Below are 20,076 nucleotides of genomic sequence, written 5' to 3'. Positions count from 1 at the left end.
TAGGAACTAGACGGGTTTCTGCCTGTCGTGGGGCGCGGTGACAGACACCAATTGAAATGGCCGGTCGTGTCAGCACTAAAACTTTGTCAGTGCCGCTCCCAGCATCGCATATGAAGTTCGAGGTAATCCAGGGCGACATCGCTGCACAGTCGGCGGACGCACTGGTCAACGCGGCGAACACGAGCCTGCGGATGGGCTCCGGCGTCGCGGGGGCGCTCAAGCGTGCGGCCGGGTCGGGCCTGAACGACGAGGCCGTCGCGAAAGGGCCGGTCGACCTCGGCGGTGTTGCCACGACCGACGCCTACGACCTCGACGCCGAGTACGTTATCCACGCCGCCGCGATGCCGCCGGGTGGTCAGTCAACCGCTGAAAGCATCCAGAACGCAACCCAAAACACACTGGCGGAGGCGGACGCGCTAAACTGCGAATCAATCGTTTTCCCGGCCATCGGGTGTGGCATCGCCGGGTTCGACTTCGAGGAGGGTATCCGAATTATCTGCGCTGTCATCGATGAGTATCAGCCTGACTCCCTGACAGACGTGCGACTCATCGCCTACTCCGACGACGACTTCGAAGGGATGCGACGAGTCGCGGCTGGTATTCGCGACTGACTGTCCGCTACAGCAGGTGGACGCGCCCGGCACGCCACTCCCAGGCGACTTCCAGTGCGATCCAGCAGACGAGCCATATCGCGGCGAAGCTAAACACCAGCCACGTCGGCCCGAGATACGACGTGGTATCGGCGACAGACTGTAGCCACGGATAGGCCTGTATACCGACGATGAGCGTCGCGACGAGTCCCAGTATCCCGGTCATGTAGTGTTCGGCTGCATTGCCTATCGAGCAAACGCAGGCGTCACCGCCCGTCGTCTCCTCGAGTGTTTCGCTGCTCGGTCCCCGAGCGTTGGTCATTGTTACCTTTCCTCAAGCTAGAGCTTGATTTCACTGTGGCTTAACAATTTCGGCGGTTCACTCGTGGCCTGACACCCGAACTGGCTCGTAGGGGGCCTCCAGCCACTCCACGTCGCTCTCTGAGAGGTCGATTTCGAGCGCCGCAACCGCTTCTTCGAGGTGTTCGAGGCTACTTGTCCCGATAATCGGTGCGTCGACCCAGCCCTTGTCGAGCACCCATGCCAGCGCTATTTGTGCCATCGAGGCGTCGTACTCGTCGGCCAGCTCCTGCACGCGCTCGTTGACCTCGCGGCCGTTGCCCTCGTAGTAGGGGTGTTCGCGGGCGTAGTCGTCCGTCTCCCCCCGGACCGTCTCCTCGACCTGCTCGTGCGGCCGGGTGAGATAGCCCCGGGCCAGCGGACTCCACGGGATGACGCCGACATTCTCCTTGTCACACAGCGGCAGCATCTCGCGTTCTTCCTCGCGGTACAGCAGATTGTAGTGGTTCTGCATCGTCTCGAACCGCTCCAGCCCCTCGCGCTCGCTCGTCCGGAGCGCATCCGCGAACTGGTGGGTCCACATCGACGACGCACCGACGTGCCGCGCCTGTCCCCGCCGGACCGCGTCGTCCAGCGCCCGGAGCGTCTGCTCGATGGGCGTGTCGTAATCCCAGCGGTGGGTCTGATAGAGGTCGACAGTGTCCATCCCGAGTCTGTCCAGCGAGTTCGACAGTTCCTGTTCGATTGCCTTCCGCGAAAGCCCGCCGGAGTTGGGGTTGTCCTCGTCCATCTGGAAGTACCCCTTCGTCGCCACGACCTGCCCGTCGCGGTCGTAGTCGTCGAGAACGGTCCCGAGGACGCGCTCGGACTCGCCCATCGAATACATATTGGCCGTATCGAAGAAGTTGATGCCGAGGTCGATGGCCCGCTCGATGACCTCACGGCTCTCGTCTTCGTCGAGCACCCAGTCGCGCCACGCCGAGGTTCCGAAGCTCATACAGCCCAGACAGAGCCGGCTGACCTCCATGCCAGTCGACCCGAGTGTCGTGTACTCCATGCTCAGGTTCCCGTCCGCGCTGGCGAAAAAGGTTCGCCGTCGGTTACAGTGATTCAGCTGCGACTCGCCCGATGTACACTCTGGCCGCGGCGTAGCCGGCAACTGCTAGCACGACAGCCCCGCCGATGTGGCTGTAGGTCAGTAGGGTCGGACTATCGACCGCAAGCTTCGCCACCGTCGTTGCCGGGTGTTCCGGGAGGAGTACGGCTCCGCCAAAGAGCACGAGGGTAAGCACGGAGAACAGCAACTGCGCCGGGCGACGGTTCTGGAGCGTGATGCCCAGCACGACCCCGAGCGTCACGACGACGACGGTGACTGCGGTGATGAACAGCAGAATCGCCGCTGGGTTCGAAACGGCGATACCGTTCGTCGACAGCAGCGCAAGCCACATGAGCGCCTGTGCGGGGGCAAGCAACACCATTCCCAGCGCCTTCCCGTCGATGATGTCAAGCAGCGACACCGGAGCCACGCGGAGCAGTTCCATCGTCCCGCGCTCGAGTTCCTCGGTGACGGTGTCGACGGCCACAGAGCCGCTGATGAACGGCGGGAGGAACAGCAACAGCGGAATCAGAATGGTGTAGGTGAACCCGAAGTACTGGCTCGCGCTGACGGTGTCCGGGAGCGGCACGGGCGGCTGGTCGAGATACGGCGTCCGCTCCAGTCGCTCTTGGCGCTCTAGAGCGCTGAGGACCCGGCGCACTTCGACGACAATAAGCGTCGACCGGATGCTTCCTTCGGGAACGATGGCCGTGACTGCTATCTGCTCCCCCGGCCCGCGCGTCGACGGCACGTAGTCACCGCGCAGTATCGCGTCTACCCGGCGCTGGTCGAACGCCCGCTGTGCGGCGGTTTCGTTCTCGAAGGCGGTGACGCTGGTCCCGTCCTGTTCAGCGGCCGCGGCTTCCAGTTCCTCGCGGGCATCGCCGGTGACAGCCATCTCCACCTCGCCGGCCGCGACCGAGCTGGGGTCGTACAGCGATGTGAGGCCGACGACGAGGAACGAGGAGAACCCCGCGACGAACAGCTGAATGAGCAACGCCAGCACGATGGTCTTCTCGCGGGAGAGCGACCGGATATCCCGCCGGGCTATGACGACTCGCGGGTCGCGCCAGAGGGGGCGGTCCTCAGACAAGGGTACTCACCACCGTGAAGTTGTAGGCGAAATGGACGACGATAGCCACAGTCAGCGCAGCGACGTAGGCCCGTCGCCCGCGGCTCGCGCCGACCGATGAGATGGCCGCTGTCACCGTGTGCAACGCCAGCGGAAGGAGGAACAGCAGCCCCGCAACCCACAGCGGCAGGCCGGCGGGCAACGTTGCGCCCTGTAAGGCTGCTTCACCGATAGGCAGGCTCTCCAGGTCTGAGAGCCTGGCGATAAGCAGCCCTTTCTCCCCGATGAAGAAGCCGAGTCCGGAGAGCGCACCGACGCCGAGCGCCGACCGGAGCGTCCGCTCGTAGCGGGCGTGTTCGTAGCCGGCGTAGACGTGCAGGCTCTTAGCCAGTTCCTCGATGACGACAATGACGCCGAGCACGAGGACGATACCGAGCGACTGGTTCGTCCCGAAGACGTTCAGCGATACCGAGTCAAGGACGAACAGGAACGCGATGGCTGCCAGTTCGGCGACGATGACCAGTGGCAACAGGACGATACTCATCTTTAGCGCGCTCCGGCGGGAGTTGATACCACCGGCCAGCGCATCGAGCACCTTCAGCGGAATCGGTCGCTGAGTGAACATATCCTCTTCCCGGTACAGACCGGCCCCCAGACCGAACAACACCAGTCCGGTCAGGAGTGGCGGTGTCGTCGAGAAGACGAACGACGAGAGCCCGACGGACTGGCCAGTCAGGTCAAGCACGACCAGCGTCAGCGGCGAGATGAGTGCAATCGGCGTCACGTCGGTGAAGATGGCCGGGACGAACGCGTAGGAGGTCAGCGTCACCGTAATGGTCACCGTCACGAAGGTGAGCTCCTTGAACGAGCGGGCGAACATCGCCCCGCAGAACGTCGCCGAGAGGAAGAGGACGACGAGCGGGACCACCGCCAGCACCGCGACGTAACTCCCCGCTGGCGCGATGTTCCCGAACCGTAGCGCCGCGGTGATGAGCGCCGCCACGCCGACAGCGCCCGCGAGGTACGGGAGCGTCTTTCCGCCGATGATGTCGCCCCGCGAGGCTGGCGTTACCAGCAGGAGTTCACCGCGGCGGTTCAGCCGTTCCGAGAGCATCGACGAGCCGTAGGCCTGAATAACGAAGTTCATCGGCACGATGTAGAGGAAGGCAAGCACGAGCGACTCGAAGGGGAACGGCGGCGAGATATCGGAGGGAGTGCCACCCTGCACGTCGCCGGTCAACCGTGCGCCGATAGCGCCGAGGTTCGCGCCGCTGCCGCCGGCGGTTCCACCGTCTCCGCCGCCTGCGACTGACCCACCGGTGCCGCTCGTATCCGACCCGTCACCGCTGCCGCCGGTACTCGTCCCACTGCTGTCCGAGGAACTTGACCCATCGCTGCTGTCGTCGCTCCGGGGGTCAAGCTGGCTGCTCCCCGACTGTTGCTCGTAGACAAGCGTCACAGAAACGGGGAAGGCGGCGGTCTGGTTGTCGTCCCGAGCGAGTGTTCGGTCGTTGTACTGCGCTGTGCTGTCGCGGAGTTCAGTGAGTGCGGCCCGCTCTTTGGCCGTCCGTGGAACACTCTGTAGCTGGGTCCCCCGGTACAGGAGTTCTTGTTGGTGTCGCTCGACGGCAGCAGGGTCTGGCTCACGGATATCGAACGTCCGGTCATCGGCCGCGACGCCGTAGTACGGGCTGTCGTCGTCGACGCCGATCCGGTAGATGCCGTCGTCCATGCCCGCACCAGTGCCGCCGCTGACGGCTATCGCGGCGACCGCCCCCATCGCAACAAGGGACAGCGCCATCACGACGATAGTCCGCTTGTCGACGCCGCCGGCGTTTTTCGTCACCTCCCACTTCGCGACGCGCAGGAGCTTATCCAACTGCATCTACTCCGCGTCCTCCTCGACGTACCGCGTGCCGCGAGTGCCGGCCTCGGCGACGTTGAGGAACACCTCCTCCAGGCTGGACTCCTCCGTCCGTATGTCGACCACGTCACCGCCGTTTGACTCCGCCTGTTCTCGCGTTGCTTCGACTTCCTCCATGCTCTCGACGACGCGCTTGTACGACCCGTTTTCCTTGGCTGCGCCGGGCACGTCGACGGTCGTGTAGACGTGATACCGCGTGTGGCCGTACTCGGCCTGGAGTTCTTCGAGGTCGCCGCGGGCGACGATTTCGCCCTCGTTCATGATGACGACTCGGTCGCAGATAGATTCGACGTGAAAGAGGTTGTGCGCCGAGAAGACGATGGTTTTCCCCTCTTTCGCCAACTGCTCCGTGAACTCAATGACGTAGTTCGTCGTCAACGGGTCCAGCCCCGACGCCGGTTCGTCGTAGATGAGCACGTCGGGGTCGTTGATCAGCGAGCGAGCAATGGCGACCTTCCGTTTCATCCCCTTGGACATATCGCCGAGCTTTCGGTCGCGGTGTTCGAGTTCCAGTTCGTCCAGCGTGTCGTGCATCCGTTCCTCGGCCACGTCCGGGTCCACGTCGTAGAGATCGGCGAAGAATTTCAGGTAGGAGATCGGCGTCATCTCCTCGTACAGCGGCGATTCCTCGGGCAGAAAGCCCAGTTGCTGGCGCATCTCCGCGGTCTCGGTGTCGAGTCCCGCTATCTCAGCGGAGCCGCTCGTCGGCTCCAGCAGGCCCGCGAGCATCTTCAGCGTCGTCGTCTTGCCGGCCCCGTTCGGCCCGATGATACCGAACACCTCACCACGGTCGACCGAAAACGAACTGCCCTGTACAGCGACGAAACCGCCGTACTCCTTCCGAATGTCCCGGGCGTCAATCATCTGCCGATTGATTGTGGGTGAACTAACCTATACCTTGGCTCCGGCCTATTGCTTCTGATAATGGCTCTCGAACTCGGCACGAACAGTGTTTCGCTCGGTAAAACACCGGACGGGCGACGGCTGATCGTCCTGCATGACGTCGATGCGTCGGTCGACACAGTGTGGGATGTTCTGACCGACACCGACTGCTGGTCAGACTGGGGGCCGTCGGTCACGGCCGTCGAGACGACGGATCGGCACATCGATGACGGGACGACCGGCCGCGTTCGCGTTGCCGGCGCGATGTGGCTCCCGTTCGAGGTGACTACGTGTGCACCGTACCGCTGGACGTGGAATGTCGCTCGGCTCCCTGCAACCGGCCACTTCGCCGAAGAACGGGCTACCGGCTCCGTCGTTGGGTTCGAGATTCCTCTGTTGGCGACTGGCTACGCTCCGGTGTGTGCCCGAGCGTGCCAGCGAATCGCCGCTCTGGCACAGCAACGCGAGGCATAGGCAGCGACCGCGCTGACTCATCAGGGCTGTATCGGCGTCTTCGAGCGCGTGTAGGTGTCTTCCTCGGAGCTATCCGTCCTCGTGATGTCCGTAATCTCGAAGCGTGTCCCGCCCCCGTCGCTTTCGGTCACGTCGATTTCCCAGCCGTGGGCTTCGACGATTCGCTGGACGATTGCCAGTCCAAGCCCGCCTTCGCCGTCGGTGGTGGTGTAACCGTCGTCGAGCACCGCATCACGCTTTTCGGGCGGGATTCCGGAGCCGTCATCGGCGACATAAAACCCCCCAGCCATCTCGCCGGCACGAATCGTCAGGTCAGCACTGCCACGTTCGAGGGTGTCATCAGCCGCCGGCCGACTGCTTGTAGAACCATGTTCTACACTGTCGTCGGACCGTGTCCGACTGCCCGTGGAGCCATGCTCCACGGCGTTCCGAAACAGGTTCTCGAACAGGTGACGGAGCCGATCCGGGTCGGCGTTGATGACGGCTGTTACTTCGTTTTCGAGCGTCGCATCCGCCGTCGGCACGGCCTCCCAGCAGCTATCGACCAGTTCTGCGAGATCCACGGCCTCCGTATCGCTAATGACGTGTCCGCTTCGAGCCAGCGTCAGCGTCCGGTCGATGAGCGTTTCCATCCGGTCCATCGCTGTTGCAGCCGTCTCCAGGTGTTCCGAGTCACGGTCCATTCGTTCGAGTTCGAGCTGACCTGATGCGACGTTGAGCGGGTTCCGGAGGTCGTGTGCCACGACGGCCGCGAACTCGTCGAGGCGTTCGTTGCGCTGCTCGATGGCCTCCCGCTGGAGCCGCTGTCGCTCGACCTCGACGGCTCGGGATATCGCACGCGCTTCGAAGATACCCATCATGAGGCCACCGAAGCCGCCGACGATAGCCGCAAACAGCGCCCAGCCGATGTCTTCACTTAGCGACCCCGTCGGCCAGGTTAGAATCATCGCCACATTCAACAGCAGAAAAGAGACGAGTCCCCCAGTGAACCAGACCCCGATACGCCGATAGTGGTCCGGATTGATCTCCGAGTTACTGAGCCAGAACCCACCGACGATGATCGCCGCTGCAAACGGAACGATTGCCAGCATACTGACAACGAAATCAGCAGTAAAAAGCGCTGACAGGCCGGAATCGGAGAAATAAAAATAGTTAGCGACCCCTCCGAGAAGGAGCAGCCACCCGACTCCCTGAATAAGGGCTGGCAGGCGATCTGAGCGGCGATCTGGGTCTGTCACTTCCGCATCGATTTGTTAGACGTGCATTTACATCTGCTGGCCACCGGAACAGGTGAGCGGCGTATTTCCCGGTCTGTCGTCCGCGGTACTGCCGGCTCTGCCCGTTCTTCTTGCCAGTTACTGTTTGGTTACGCGTGCGTCCGATACTTTGTGGATGTCGTCGTCGATTCCGGTGCCGTCACAGTCGTCATTCGGACATCGATAGTGCCAGCCGTCCTCCGTCGCCGCTCGCTCGGTGAACCGGTCGCCACATTCGTCGCAGTAGAGCTGTCCGTCCGAACACGTGTCGCGGTGGAGTTCGAGTTCGAGTTCTGTGCCGAAGGTCCGCTTGCAGTTCCGACAAATATGAGGCATATTCGAAACTACAGATTCATCCCTTATAGCGATACCGGAACGTTCACGGCCGCTTCTTTCCGTTGACGGAAGGTTCGGGTCGGCCGCCGTCCGTCGGTTTTCGGCACCACATACATCTCATATCTTGGACAGTAATGGTTGAGGGGGCCGACTAGCTACGTACACATCTCGGAAACAGCCAGTTCGGGACCAGAGCGGCCGCCGTCTTCCAGAGACCGACAGCGATTGTGGGTGAGAAAACCGCTAGGCTGTCGTCACGTCGATCCGCGTGCCGCCGGATTTGCCGCTCCCGACCGATACTGTCCACCCGTGGGCGCGCGCCGCAGTGTCGACGAGGAACAGTCCGTATCCCTCCCCCTCCCGTGTCGTGCCGAAGCCCTGGTCGAACACTTCGTCGCGGTCCGCTTCGGGAATCCCCGGGCCGTCGTCGGCCACGTAGAACCCGGACTCGGTGGCCCCGATGGTGACGGTTACTGGTCCCTCACTGTGTGTGACCGCGTTGTCGAACAGTTCGCGGAGGAGCAACTGCAGTCGGTCGTGTTCGGCGTCAATAGCCGCGTCCGTCTGTACTTCGAGCGTCGCGTCCTCGTAGCTTGCTGCGGCCCAGACCTCAGTGGCTACGTCAGCCAGTGCAAGCGAATCGGTTTCTGAGACGGGACACGCGACGCTTCCGATGCGAGAGAGATCGGTCAGCAGCGATTCGACTCGGTCGACGGACCGAAACAGGGCATCTTCGTGGGGCTCGCCGATGTCCAGTAGCTCTAACCGGCCCATGACGACGTTCAGCGGGTTCTTCGCGTCGTGGGAGACGCCGCTCGAAATCTCGTCCCACTGTCTGGCACCGACTCGCCAGTCAGTTGGCCACCGGGTCGCGTACGCTTCAAGCTTCGCGGCCAACAGGGATGCCGGCGTTTCTGCGGTCACATACTCGGTGACGCCGGCCCGGAGCGCCTCGGTGACCCGGTCCGGTTCGGGGTCGCTTGCAACGAGGACAATCGGAATATCGGCCCCTGTCGCCCGCAGCTCCTCGAATACCGCAACCCCGTCGTACTCACCGTCGTCATTGAGGACGACACCCCTGACGTCCCCGTCGTTCAGCCGGTCCTGTACGGTGCTCGTGTCTCGGACGGCCTCAGCTGTTGTCCCGTCCGTGGTCAGTGCTTCGGAGAGTGTCTTAGCCAGATCAGTCGCTTCGGTACCGGCCACGAGATAGACGGTGCCACGGGCAGGCGTCATTTGGTAACACTACGAAAACAGGCGATAAGAAACCGACGGTGCCCTACAGCAGGTCTTCGACGTGGTCGGCGACTTCTTCCGGCGTGTCGCCGACAGGGACGCCGTTGTCCTCTAGCGCGGTAATCTTCGACTGCGCGGTCCCGGTACCGGAGCCGGAGACGATAGCGCCGGCGTGACCCATGCGCTTTCCGGGCGGGGCCGTGCGGCCGGCGATGAAGCCGGCGACTGGCGTGTCCATGTGCTCGCCAATGTAGCGGGCGGCCTCCTCCTCGTCCTCGCCGCCGATCTCGCCGCACATCACGACGGCGTGGGTGTCGGGGTCGGCCTCGAACTGTTCGAGCGCGCCGATGAAGTCCGTCCCGATGATTGGGTCGCCGCCGATGCCGATAGCCGTCGACTGACCGATACCGCGGTTGGTGAGGTTGTCGACGACCTGGTAGGTCAGCGTCCCCGAACGGGAGACGAGACCGACGTTCCCCTCGGAGAAGATGTTCCCCGGGAGGATACCGAGCTTGGCGACGCCGGGCGTGATGACGCCGGGGCAGTTCGGACCGACAAGATGCGTGTCGGTCTCCTGCAGTTTGCGGTAGACCCGGGCCATATCCTGCGTCGGGATGCCCTCAGTGATGGCGACCACGAGGTCGATACCCTTCGCATCGAGCGCCTCGAAGCAGGCGTCGCCGGCGAAGGCCGGCGGGACGAACACGACGGCGGCGTTCGCGTCGGCCTCGCGAGCTGCGCCCTGCACCGTGTCGAACACCGGCACACCGGCGACTTCCTGCCCGCCGCGGCCAGGCACTGCGCCGGCGACGACGTTCGTGCCGTACTCCAGCATCTGTTCGGTGTGGAACTTCCCTTCACCGCCGGTGATTCCCTGTACAACGATGCGTGTGTCTTCGTCGACTAGAACACTCATGCTTCCACCTCCTTTGCGTACTCAACCGCACGCTGGACGGCGTCCTCCAGCGTGTGCTCGACCGTCACCAGATCCTCGTTCAGAATCTCCATTCCCTCCTCGGCGTTGGTCCCTGCGAGTCGCACGGTGACCGGCTTCGGAATCTCGTCGAACTGCTCCAGCGCCTGGTTGATACCGTTGGCGACCTCGTCACCACGGGTGATACCGCCGAAGATGTTGAACACGACCGAATCAACGTTCTCGTCGGAGAACACCATATCAAGCGCGTTTGCGATACGGTCGGCCTTCGCGCCGCCACCGACATCGAGGAAGTTGGCGGGCTCGCCGTCGTAGTAATCAACGAGGTCCAGCGTCGTCATCACGAGGCCCGCACCGTTGCCGATGATGCCGACGTTGCCGTCGAGTCGGACGTAATCGAATCCGTACTCGTCGGCCTTCTGTTCGAGTTCATCGCCTTCCGCCGCTTCTTCGCCCATCTCTGCGATTTCGGGCTGGCGGAACAGGGCGTCACCGTCGACGTTCATGACAGCGTCGGCCGCGATGACCTCGTCGTCGCTGGTAATCATCAGCGGGTTGATCTCCGTGTCAGCGCCGTCACGGTCGTCCCAGAGCTGGTACAGCGTCGTGAGGACGCTCGCAACGTCGTTTGCGACCTCGCGGTCGACGCCGGCCTCGTAGACGACTTTCCGGGCCTGGAACGGGTGCATTCCGAACGCGGGGTCGATGTGCTCGCGGGCGATGGCGTCGGGGTCCTCCTCGGCGACCTCCTCGATGTTGACGCCGCCTTTCGTCGAGACCATTGCGACCGGGCGGCCCTCGCCGCGGTCCATCGTCACGCCGACGTACAGTTCGTTGACGAAGTCGACGGCTTCCTCGACGAGCACTTTCGAGACGTGGTAGCCCTTGAGGTCCATCCCGATGATGTCCTCGGCAGCCTCGCGGGCCTCCTCCTTGGACTCGACGAGCTTGATGCCGCCAGCCTTGCCACGGCCGCCCACGTGGACCTGTGCCTTGATGGCGACCGGATATCCGATTTCCTCGGCCGCGTCGACGGCCTCATTTACTGTCTCGGCCAGCTGCGAGGCGGGCGTCGGGATGCCCGCGTCAGCGAAGACTTGCTTCGCCTGGTATTCGTGCAAGCGCATGTCATGCAGAAAGGCGAGCGGTGACGTTTTAAATCCGTCCGTTTCTCTTCTTGCGACCAAGCAGGTAGTCCCAGTTTACTGTGGGTTGCCAGAGCGAGCGAGTCGCACGCGGTGGTATAGCTGTAGTATGGATGCTTGGGACAAGAGGGCGCGTCCATTGCTGTCCCTGTTGTCTTGTTCATCCAGTTCGGGTACCCCAATCCGATAGACCCACAGCATCGCACTCCGAAGCAAGCGTATGGCCGACGACAGGCACGGGATCGACGATATTGACGGCGAAACGCTCGATGCGGTGGCCGAGGCGCTTCGCGCGGCTGAGACTGCTGTCGCGCTCACCGGCGCAGGCGTCTCGACAGCGTCGGGCATCCCCTCCTTTCGCGGCGACGACGGTATCTGGGAGCGCCACGACCCGGCGGACTTCCACCGCCGTCGGCTCGACGCCGACCCAGCGGGCTTCTGGGCGGACCGACTCTCGCTTCGAGAGGCTATCTACGGCGACATCGACCCTGAACCTAACACTGCTCACGAGGCACTGGCGACGCTCGAATCCGCGGGGCAGCTCGACGCTGTGCTCACGCAGAACATCGACGGACTGCACGACGCTGCCGGCACGGAGCGAGTCATCGAACTCCACGGGACCCACCAGCGCGTGGTCTGTGACGACTGCGGTCACCGTCGGGACGCCGAGGCGGTATTTGAGGAAGCTGCCGAGAGCAGCGATCTGCCGCCGCGCTGTGACTGTGGCGGCGTCTATCGGCCCGATGTGGTGCTGTTCGGCGAACCCATGCCCGACGTGGCGATGAACGAGAGCCAGCGCCTCGCACGGGACAGCGACGTGTTCCTCGCCGTGGGGTCGTCGCTGTCGGTCCAGCCCGCCTCACTGCTTCCGAAAATCGCGGCGGAGGCGGGCAGCACGCTGGTCGTGGTCAACTACGAGGAGACGCCGCGTGACGCGAGTGCGGCGCACGTGCTTCGTGCGGATGTCACGCGGGTTCTTCCGGCGATTGTCGAGCGGGTGTAGCAGCGCGGAAACGGCTTACAGTTCGACGCTGCCGGGAATCAGGCTCTGCCCGCGCAGGAGGCTCCCGTCGTGGTCGTAGACGAGTAGCGTCCGCAGTTCGTAGGTCCGTGACTCGCTCTCGCTGTCGGTGAGGCGGACTGTAAACTGTGGGTCTTCTTGGGCGTCCGCCGCGGAAACGAGCGCGTCGACGTCCGCCGTCGGTGCTGTCGCCTCGAAGACGTACTCGCCGGTGAGTCGGTTCGTCAGCGAGAGCACGCCGTCGCTCTCTGGCTGGCGGCGGAAGGTCACGTCGATATCTTCGCCGTCGAGTGTGCCGCCGTCTACTTTGCTGAGGCGTTCACGGAGCTCTCCTGTCGGCCCATCGTATACAATCGCGATCGTCGGGTCGTCGTTGTCGGTGGCCGAAGCCTGGATGTCGACGGTGAAGTAATCACGCCTCATTCCGGTGTTTACAGGTACGTGGCCTGGCCAAATGAACGTAACGGCGCACCGACTGTTGGTATCGGTAGCTTTTACCGGACCGGCCCACCCTCTGACAGTAGTATGGCCTGGGTGAAATCAGAGTACGCGGGCGAGTTCGCGGTGCTTGCGACGTGGCTCGTGGGACTGGCCCCGTGGTCGGTGTCGCTGTTCGAGATTGAGGGAGTGACTGTCGTCGGGCTTCGCTTTCTCCCCTTTCGGTTCCAGTTCATTTTCGGTGCGACGCTCCCCGGCGAGCGGCCGTTTCTCTGGGCCTGGCAGGTCGCCGCGTTCCAGGAGTCGGAGCCGCTTGCGCTCGCCGGGACACTCGGGGTCGCGGCCCTGGCCGTTTTCCTGTTCCCGCTCGGCCTCAGCCTCTATTACTACGCCGCTGAGGACCGCGTCGAAGCGAGCCTGCCCGTCGACCCTGTCCGACTGTTCGGCGGGCTGCTCGGACTTGTGGGCGTCCTCACGCTCGCGGCCAGCGGGCTATTCATCACGTCGTTCCCCGGTATCACCGTCCCCATCGGGGCGCTCGTCGCCCTCGTGTTCGCCTATCTGCTGCTGACCGTCGACCGGGCGTAACAGCCAGTCCGGTCTTGTTCGTCCGACCGCTGGCGATTATACTCCTGATAATTTGGCGAGCGAATTTAAGTAGGTGGATACGATAGCAGAGGTATATTCCGCGGAGCACCGTGTGCTCCCCACTGCACCACCGATGTCGAACCCAGACTCTCCCGAACCCGGTGACTTCGTTTCGGACCCGCTCGGCCACATCCAGTCGTGGCTTTCGCGGACCGCAACGGTGTTGAGCGGGTCAGCAGTTCCGACGGCGAACTACGACCCCAGTCGCCACGGGACACTGGTCGAATTCGACGGTCTGGACGGTTACAACGAGGTCGACCGCTACTGGCTGAACGCCCCGTTCGCCTTCGCCTCTCTCAATCACGATCCCGACCGCGACGAGCACCTGTACCACGTCGTCGAGCCGTCGCTTTCCGACATCGAGCGGGAACTGCTCGACCGCCTGTTCGAGGACATCCGCATCCCGCTCATCTACCGCGACGACGTCGACGCCGACCCGGAGCGCGTCCTCACCGAGGAGCTCGAAGCCAGGCTGGAGGAGTACGGCGTTGTCATCGAGCCCGAGACGTTCTACCGCCTGTTTTACTACCTGCATCGCTCTTTCCAGGGCTACGGTCACATCGACCCTCTGATGCACGACCCTGACATCGAGGATATCTCCTGTGACGGAGCGAACCTTCCCATCTTCGTCTACCACGACGGCTACACGGACATCGAGACGAACATCACATACGACGCCGACGAACTGAACGACTTTGTCATCCAACTGGCACAGCGCTCGGGGCGACACGTCTCCGTTTCGGACCCTGTTGTCTCCACGACGCTCCCGGACGGCTCCCGTATTGAACTGGCGCTCGGCGAAGAAGTGACTCCACGTGGCTCCGCGTTTACCATTCGGAAGTACGCCGACGAGCCGTTCACACCCATCGAACTGCTGGAGTACGGTACGTTCTCCGTCGAGATGCTGGCCTACCTCTGGCTCGCCATCGAGTCCAACAAGTCGCTCATCTTCGCGGGCGGGACGGCGGCCGGCAAGACCACGTCGATGAACGCGCTGGCGATGTTCCTCCCGCCCCGGTCGAAGGTGCTGTCAATCGAGGACACCCGCGAGCTATCTCTGTATCACGACAACTGGCTCTCCTCGGTCACCCGCGAGCGCCTGGGCGATTCGGACATCACGATGTACGATTTGCTGCGGTCCGCGCTCCGGCACCGCCCCGAGTACATCATCGTCGGCGAGGTTCGTGGCGAGGAAGCTATCACGCTGTTTCAGGCAATGAACACCGGGCACACGACCTTCTCAACGATGCACGCGGACTCGGTCCAGACCGTCATCAATCGGCTGGAGAACGAGCCGATCAACGTCCCACGGCCGATGGTTCAGAGCCTCGATATCCTCTGTGTGCAGGTGCTTGCCCGCTCGGGCGATGAGCGCGTCCGCCGTGCGAAGACGCTCGCCGAAATCGAGGGTATCGACCAGCGGACCGGCGAACTGGACTACTCAACGACGTACAACTGGCGGGCCACCGAGGACCGCTTCTCCGAGAACAACAGCGAGCTACTGGACGAAATCCGCGAGGAGCGCGGCTGGACGCAGTCAGAACTGCTGACCGAACTCCGCAACCGTCAGCGGTTCCTCCGCTATCTCCAGTCCGAAGGTATCACCGACTACCGGAAGTTCACGGCGATGGTCAACAAGTACTACGCGGACAAAGAGCAGGTCATAGCAAACATCGACGACGACGCGATAGCCTGACATGGCGCTGAACCCGCTCGGTCTGGCACCGCTCGCCGTCGTCGTTGGGATTCTCGGACTGGTCGGCTACAGCACCGTCAACGAGCGCTTCGACCGCAACGTCACGCGGCTGTCCCGACGGCTCTTCGGCCGGTACGTAGGCCAGTCGCCCGAACGGGAACGCCAGCTCGAAGCCGCATACGTCGACGAGACGTACCGCGGCTACGCTGCCAGAACGCTGGTGTACGCCTGTGTAGGGGCCGTCGCAGGCGCTATCACCGGCGCGTACGCCATCGGCGGTTTTCTACTGGTCCTGCCGGCGCTGGTGAACCTCGCACAGGGACTCCCCTCGACGATGGTGAACGCCTTCGGCCTGCGAACGTTCGAACTCGTGTTGACGCCGACACAGACGCTGTACATCCTCATCGGTGGCGGGGTGCTTTCGGGCGCAGCAACGGCCGGCCTCACGTACCTCTACCGCTGGGAACGGCTGAAAAATCAGGCAGACGTGCGGAGCCGGAACATCGACGAGGGGATGGCCCGCACCATCGCCTTCATGTACGCGCTCTCCCGCGGTGGAATGTCCTTCCCCGACGTGATGCGTGTGCTGGCCCGGAATCAAGAGATCTATGGCGACACGGCCAGAGAGGTCGGCGTCGCCGTCAGAGAGATGGACCTGTTCGGCCGGGACATGATCACGGCGCTCGAACACGTCTCCCGGCGGACTCCCAGCGAACAGTTCAAGACCTTCACCGAGAACCTCTCCAGCGTCCTCCAGAGCGGCCAGTCGCTGGCCCCGTTCCTCCGCGAGCAGTACGAACGCCATCAGGAGCAGGCCGCCGAGCGGCAGGAAGACCTACTGGAGCGGCTGGCAACGGTCGCCGAGGCGTACGTCACCGTGTTCGTCGCCGCCGTCCTCTTCCTGATGACGATTCTCCTCGTCTTCGGCCTGACGACGACGGACACGCTCTGGCTATTACAGATGATGGCGTATCTCGTTATCCCGCTGGCTAACGTCGGGTTCATGGTATATCTCGATAGCAAGCTCCAGTCGCTGGGCATCGGGAACGGCGGGACGACAGATATTTTGGACCGGTACGAAACGGCGACGTTGGGGAAACCCAGCTTGGGGACCAACCGCCTCGGCCTGCCCGACGGTGGCGTCGTTCCGGCCGACGAGGCAAACTGGGACCGGCTCAGGTTCCACGACCGCGTGAAATCGCTTCGGGAGCTGCTTAGCTCCCCGATTCAGTCGCTGGTCTGGAACCCGGTGTACGTCCTCTACCTCACCGTGCCCGTCGCGGTAGTGCTGTTGCTCGTCCGTGCCCCACCTGCGTTCCAGGCGTCGACAGTCAACATCCGTTTGCTTGATGACCTCGTCATCCAGTCGGTCCTGCTGGTTCTGGGGCCGTTCGCGCTGGTGCGGTTCATCTACACGCAGCGGCTGTCCCGCATTGAGGACGCGACGCCGGACCTGCTCGAACGGCTGGCGAGTCTGAACGAGGCCGGAATGACCGTCGTCGAGAGCCTTCGACGGGTCCGGGGCAGTGACATCGGCGTCCTCACGCAGGAGATGCACCGTATCTGGGCCGACATCAGGATGGGCGCGAACGTCGACGACGCGCTCGTCCGGTTCGGTCGTCGGGTCCAGACGACGGCGATTACGCGCATCGTGACACTGTTGACCCACGCGATGCACGCCTCGGGCCAGCTCGGCCAGGTGTTCCGCATCGCGGCGACCCAGTCGCGGGCCGACCTCCGGCTGAAACGGCGGCGGCGCCAGCAGATGCTCACCTACCTCGTCGTCATTTACGTCGCCTTCCTGGTGTTTCTGGTCATCATTGTCGCCGTGCAGGAAGTTCTCGTCCCGAGTCTGCCCTCCAGCGTGCCGACGCCGGCCGGGGAGTCGAACCGCCTCGGCGTCAACGTCGACCAGTTCGCTCGCTTCGGCCGCGTCGACAAGGCCGCGTACACGCTTGTTTTCTTCCACACTGCCCTCATTCAGGCGGTTCTGACGGGCTTCATTGGCGGTCAACTCGGCGAGGGTACGCTCAAGGACGGCGCGAAACACGCCGCGATTTTGCTGGGCGTCGCGTACATCGCGTTCATTCTCCTCTCCTCGCCGGTCGCATCAATGACGGTCACCAGCCCAGCCGTTTCCGGTGACCAGATAACGGTCGAATCAGCGTCTCTTTCGGAGGGTGGGTTCATTGTTGTCCGGGAGTTCGAGGAGGATGGAAGAGTGCTTGGAACTTCCGAGTACCTCTCCTCAGGGTCCCACGGCGACGTCCAGATAACGCTTGACAGGCCGCCGTCGACCGGCCAGTCGCTCGTGCTCGTCGCCCATCAGGACACTAACGGGAACCAGCAACTCGACTACCGCTTCGGCGACAGTTCGGGGGCCCCGGACCGGCCATATGCGTCGTCGACGGCCGGCGAGAACGTCACCGTCGAGTACACGGTCGAGTGACGCTGGATTTACAGTGCCCAATCGGGTAGGAGGCGCTGATGGAGTTCGCCGCCTTCGCCGACCGCGCCGAAGCAATCGAAGCCGAGAGTGCCGACACCGCGATAACCGAGGCGGTGACCGACCTGTTCACCGACGCGGGGCCGGACCTCTCGACGCTCGCTCGCTTCGTACAGGGGCGGGTGTTTCCGGCCTACGAGTCCCGCACGCTCGATATCGGGCCGCGGCTCTGCTACGAGGCGATTGCCCGGGCGGCGGGCCAGAACATCAGTGCCGACGATGTGGAGCAGCGCCTCGCCGACATGGGTGAAATCGGTGCTGTCGCAGCCAGCTACGACCTCGGCGGCCAACAGGGACTCGCCGCGTTCGGCGCTGGTGGCGGGAGTGACGCCATCACGGTAGCGGAACTCGACGCCGAGCTACGGAACTTGGCCGCCGTCGACGGCAGTGGGAGCCAAGGGACGAAAGTCGATATCCTCTTTGGCCTGTTCTCGCGGTGTTCGTCGACGGAAGCCGGCTACCTCGCTCGACTCGTCCTCTCGGAGATGCGAATCGGCGTCGGCGAGGGGACGGTCCGGGACGCCGCCGCGGCCGCTTTTGACGTGTCAGTCGAGGCCGTCGAACGGGCCGTGCAGGTGTCGAACGACTACGGCATGGTCGCCGAAGTGGCCCGCGACGAGGGGGAGTCCGGACTGGCGACCGTCACCCTCGAAATCGGTCGCCCCGTTCAGGCGATGCTGGCACAGGCGGGCACGGTCGCTGGAGCGCTCGAAGACTGGGGCCGCGCTGCCGTCGAGTGGAAGTACGACGGCGCTCGCGTCCAGGTCCACTTCGACGGCGAGGACGCGCGGCTGTTCTCCCGGAACATGGAGGAAGTCACCGACCCGCTCCCGGAGGTCGTCGACACCGTGGAGTCGACGCTGGACGCACCGGCAATCCTCGACGGCGAGGTGGTCGCTGTCGACGCCGACGGCGACCCGCTCCCGTTTCAGGAGGTGCTGCGGCGCTTCCGCCGGAAACACGACGTAGCTGCGGCCCGCGAGGACGTGGCCGTCCGGCTTCACGCATTCGACTGTCTGCACGCCGCCGGTGAGGACCTGCTCGATGCCCCACTGGAGACGCGCCACGACCGTCTCAAATCACTGTTCCCGGCCGAAAGCGATGTTGTCTCCCAGATGTGGCTCTCGGACGACCCCGATGAGATTGAAGACCTGGAAACGGCGGCCCTCGACGCTGGACAGGAGGGTATCATGCTGAAGGACCCGACGGCGGCGTACTCGCCCGGTAAGCGGGGCAAGCACTGGCGCAAGCGCAAACCTGACGTGGAGACGCTCGACTGCGTCGTCACCGGCGCGGAGTGGGGCGAGGGCCGCCGGGCGAACGTCCTCGGGTCGTTTGAGCTTTCTGTCCGAACTGACGACGGCTACGCCACCGTCGGCAATGTCGCGACCGGCATCACCGACGAGGAACTGGACGACCTGACGGAGCGCTTCGAATCACACATCCGACGCGAGGATGGCCGCGACGTGGTGCTCGACCCAGCCGTCGTCTTCGAAGTCGGTTACGAGGAGATCCAGGCTTCGCAGTCCTACGCCTCGGAATATGCGCTTCGGTTCCCCCGGTTCCTCTCAGTCCGCGAGGACAAGACGCCTGACAGCGCTGACTCGCTGGAGCGCGTCGAACGGCTGGCGGCGTCACAGTAGCGCCGACGGGACCGTTTCGGGACGGACCGACACGCGTAATGGGCGTCTCCGAGAACACCCGTTCATGACAGTCCGACACGACGGCATCACCGCGGAGTGGCTCGGCTACGCGACGCTCCGGCTGGAAGGCGAGGACACGGTGGTCTACTTCGACCCCGGTCGGTACGGCGTCCTCACAGGCGAGTGGGAACCGGACACGCCCGGCATCGGTCATCCACCGACGCGGGACTACGCTCCGAAAGACGGCGACATCGTCTGTGTGACCCACATCCACCACTACGACCCCGACGGCATCCGCCGTGTCGCAAGCGAGGACGCCACCGTCGTCGCGTTCGAGGGCATCAACGTCCACGCGACCGACCGCGACCTTGACCGCCTCGCCGACCTCGACTACGAGGTCCGCAAGGTGTCGATGGAAGCCGATGTGCTGGTCCACGACGTTCCCATCTGGACCATGCCGGCGTACAACCACGAAGACGGCCGGAACCTGAAAGACGACGGCAGCCCCATCCACCCGAGGGGCATCGGCTGTGGCTTCCTCGTCTCGCTGGACGACACCCACGTGTTCTGGCCCGGCGACACCGACGTACTGGACGGCCACGCCGAACTCGACGTGTCGCTGTTCGTCCCCTCTATCGCCAAGAACTACACGATGAACCGCCACGAGGCCGCCGACCTCGCTGAAGCGATGGACCCCGACCTCGTGCTCCCGATGCACTACAACACGTTCACGTCGCTGGAAGCGGATTCCGGTGCGTTTGCCGAAGACGTCGCCAAACGCGGCGTCCCGGTCGTCCTGGACGAGAACTAGCTGGTGCAACAGCCAGACCGTGACCCGAGACGCTAGCTTTTCTGCTGCATCTATCAGTCAAAACAATA

The 20,076-nt window shown here is 63.7% G+C and carries 19 protein-coding genes; 8 read left to right on the top strand and 11 right to left on the bottom strand.

The window, feature by feature from the left end; genetic code table 11:
- Positions 1-110: 110 nt before the first annotated feature.
- Positions 111-611 (top strand): macro domain-containing protein, encoded by a 501-nt coding sequence (locus AV059_RS17340; protein WP_058996475.1) that lies wholly within the window; start codon positions 111-113, stop codon positions 609-611.
- A 7-nt stretch (positions 612-618) separates the two neighbouring features.
- Here AV059_RS17340 and AV059_RS17335 read toward each other — a convergent pair whose 3' ends face one another.
- Genes AV059_RS17335 through AV059_RS17315 form a run of 5 tightly spaced genes read right to left on the bottom strand, consistent with a single transcriptional unit; the run spans position 619 to position 5,846 of the window.
- On the bottom strand, positions 619-912 hold the full coding sequence (locus tag AV059_RS17335) for a hypothetical protein (protein ID WP_058996473.1): 294 nt from the start codon (positions 910-912) through the stop codon (positions 619-621).
- Positions 913-969: 57 nt separating this feature from the next.
- Positions 970-1,947: an aldo/keto reductase gene (locus AV059_RS17330; protein ID WP_058996471.1), complete on the bottom strand. Its 978-nt coding sequence runs from the start codon at positions 1,945-1,947 to the stop codon at positions 970-972.
- A 43-nt stretch (positions 1,948-1,990) separates the two neighbouring features.
- On the bottom strand, positions 1,991-3,079 hold the full coding sequence (locus AV059_RS17325) for an ABC transporter permease (protein WP_058996468.1): 1,089 nt from the start codon (positions 3,077-3,079) through the stop codon (positions 1,991-1,993).
- Positions 3,072-4,943, bottom strand: a complete 1,872-nt coding sequence (locus AV059_RS17320; protein WP_058996466.1) for an ABC transporter permease — start codon at positions 4,941-4,943, stop codon at positions 3,072-3,074. Before AV059_RS17320 ends, AV059_RS17325 begins: the two co-directional genes overlap by 8 nt.
- Positions 4,944-5,846, bottom strand: coding sequence for an ABC transporter ATP-binding protein (locus AV059_RS17315; protein ID WP_058996465.1), 903 nt, complete (start codon positions 5,844-5,846; stop codon positions 4,944-4,946).
- A 60-nt stretch (positions 5,847-5,906) separates the two neighbouring features.
- Between AV059_RS17315 and AV059_RS17310 the strand changes: the two genes are divergently transcribed.
- Entirely contained in the window at positions 5,907-6,338 is a 432-nt protein-coding gene (locus AV059_RS17310; protein ID WP_058996462.1) for an SRPBCC family protein, read from the top strand.
- 20 nt (positions 6,339-6,358) lie between these two features.
- Here the strand turns inward: AV059_RS17310 and AV059_RS17305 are convergent, their stop codons facing one another.
- The 5 genes from AV059_RS17305 to sucC all read right to left on the bottom strand — a co-directional run bounded on the left by AV059_RS17305 (position 6,359) and on the right by sucC (position 11,227).
- Positions 6,359-7,429 (bottom strand): HAMP domain-containing sensor histidine kinase, encoded by a 1,071-nt coding sequence (locus AV059_RS17305; RefSeq protein ID WP_058996460.1) that lies wholly within the window; start codon positions 7,427-7,429, stop codon positions 6,359-6,361.
- Positions 7,430-7,693: 264 nt separating this feature from the next.
- Entirely contained in the window at positions 7,694-7,930 is a 237-nt protein-coding gene (locus AV059_RS17300; protein ID WP_004593153.1) for a hypothetical protein, read from the bottom strand.
- A gap of 243 nt (positions 7,931-8,173) precedes the next feature.
- Complete coding sequence (locus AV059_RS17295; protein WP_058996458.1) at positions 8,174-9,166, bottom strand: ATP-binding protein; 993 nt, start codon at positions 9,164-9,166, stop codon at positions 8,174-8,176.
- 43 nt (positions 9,167-9,209) lie between these two features.
- Complete coding sequence (sucD, locus tag AV059_RS17290; protein WP_058996457.1) at positions 9,210-10,082, bottom strand: succinate--CoA ligase subunit alpha; 873 nt, start codon at positions 10,080-10,082, stop codon at positions 9,210-9,212.
- A complete protein-coding gene (gene sucC, locus AV059_RS17285) occupies positions 10,079-11,227 on the bottom strand; it encodes an ADP-forming succinate--CoA ligase subunit beta (protein ID WP_058996454.1) in 1,149 nt (382 codons plus the stop codon). Before sucC ends, sucD begins: the two co-directional genes overlap by 4 nt.
- Before the next feature lie 238 nt (positions 11,228-11,465).
- On the opposite strand from sucC, the gene AV059_RS17280 reads away from it, so the two are divergent.
- Positions 11,466-12,248: an NAD-dependent deacylase gene (locus AV059_RS17280; RefSeq protein ID WP_058996452.1), complete on the top strand. Its 783-nt coding sequence runs from the start codon at positions 11,466-11,468 to the stop codon at positions 12,246-12,248.
- A 15-nt stretch (positions 12,249-12,263) separates the two neighbouring features.
- On the opposite strand, the gene AV059_RS17275 is transcribed toward AV059_RS17280, so the two are convergent.
- Entirely contained in the window at positions 12,264-12,689 is a 426-nt protein-coding gene (locus AV059_RS17275) for a DUF5793 family protein (protein ID WP_058996451.1), read from the bottom strand.
- Between the two features lie 102 nt (positions 12,690-12,791).
- On the opposite strand from AV059_RS17275, the gene AV059_RS17270 reads away from it, so the two are divergent.
- The 5 genes from AV059_RS17270 to AV059_RS17250 all read left to right on the top strand — a co-directional run bounded on the left by AV059_RS17270 (position 12,792) and on the right by AV059_RS17250 (position 20,008).
- Positions 12,792-13,292 (top strand): TIGR04206 family protein, encoded by a 501-nt coding sequence (locus AV059_RS17270; RefSeq protein ID WP_058996449.1) that lies wholly within the window; start codon positions 12,792-12,794, stop codon positions 13,290-13,292.
- Positions 13,293-13,425: 133 nt separating this feature from the next.
- Positions 13,426-15,048, top strand: coding sequence for a type II/IV secretion system ATPase subunit (locus tag AV059_RS17265; RefSeq protein WP_058996446.1), 1,623 nt, complete (start codon positions 13,426-13,428; stop codon positions 15,046-15,048).
- A 1-nt stretch (position 15,049) separates the two neighbouring features.
- The gene (locus AV059_RS17260) at positions 15,050-17,497 is read left to right on the top strand and encodes a type II secretion system F family protein (protein WP_058996443.1); all 2,448 of its coding nucleotides are present in this window, start codon (positions 15,050-15,052) and stop codon (positions 17,495-17,497) included.
- A 38-nt stretch (positions 17,498-17,535) separates the two neighbouring features.
- Positions 17,536-19,197: an ATP-dependent DNA ligase LigA gene (gene ligA, locus AV059_RS17255; RefSeq protein WP_058996442.1), complete on the top strand. Its 1,662-nt coding sequence runs from the start codon at positions 17,536-17,538 to the stop codon at positions 19,195-19,197.
- A gap of 64 nt (positions 19,198-19,261) precedes the next feature.
- Complete coding sequence (locus AV059_RS17250; RefSeq protein ID WP_058996440.1) at positions 19,262-20,008, top strand: MBL fold metallo-hydrolase; 747 nt, start codon at positions 19,262-19,264, stop codon at positions 20,006-20,008.
- Positions 20,009-20,076 lie beyond the last annotated feature (68 nt).

Origin of the sequence: Haloarcula sp. CBA1127, from assembly GCF_001485575.1 — an archaeon.
GTDB lineage: Archaea > Halobacteriota > Halobacteria > Halobacteriales > Haloarculaceae > Haloarcula.
This window is presented reverse-complemented; position numbering and strand designations above follow the sequence as displayed.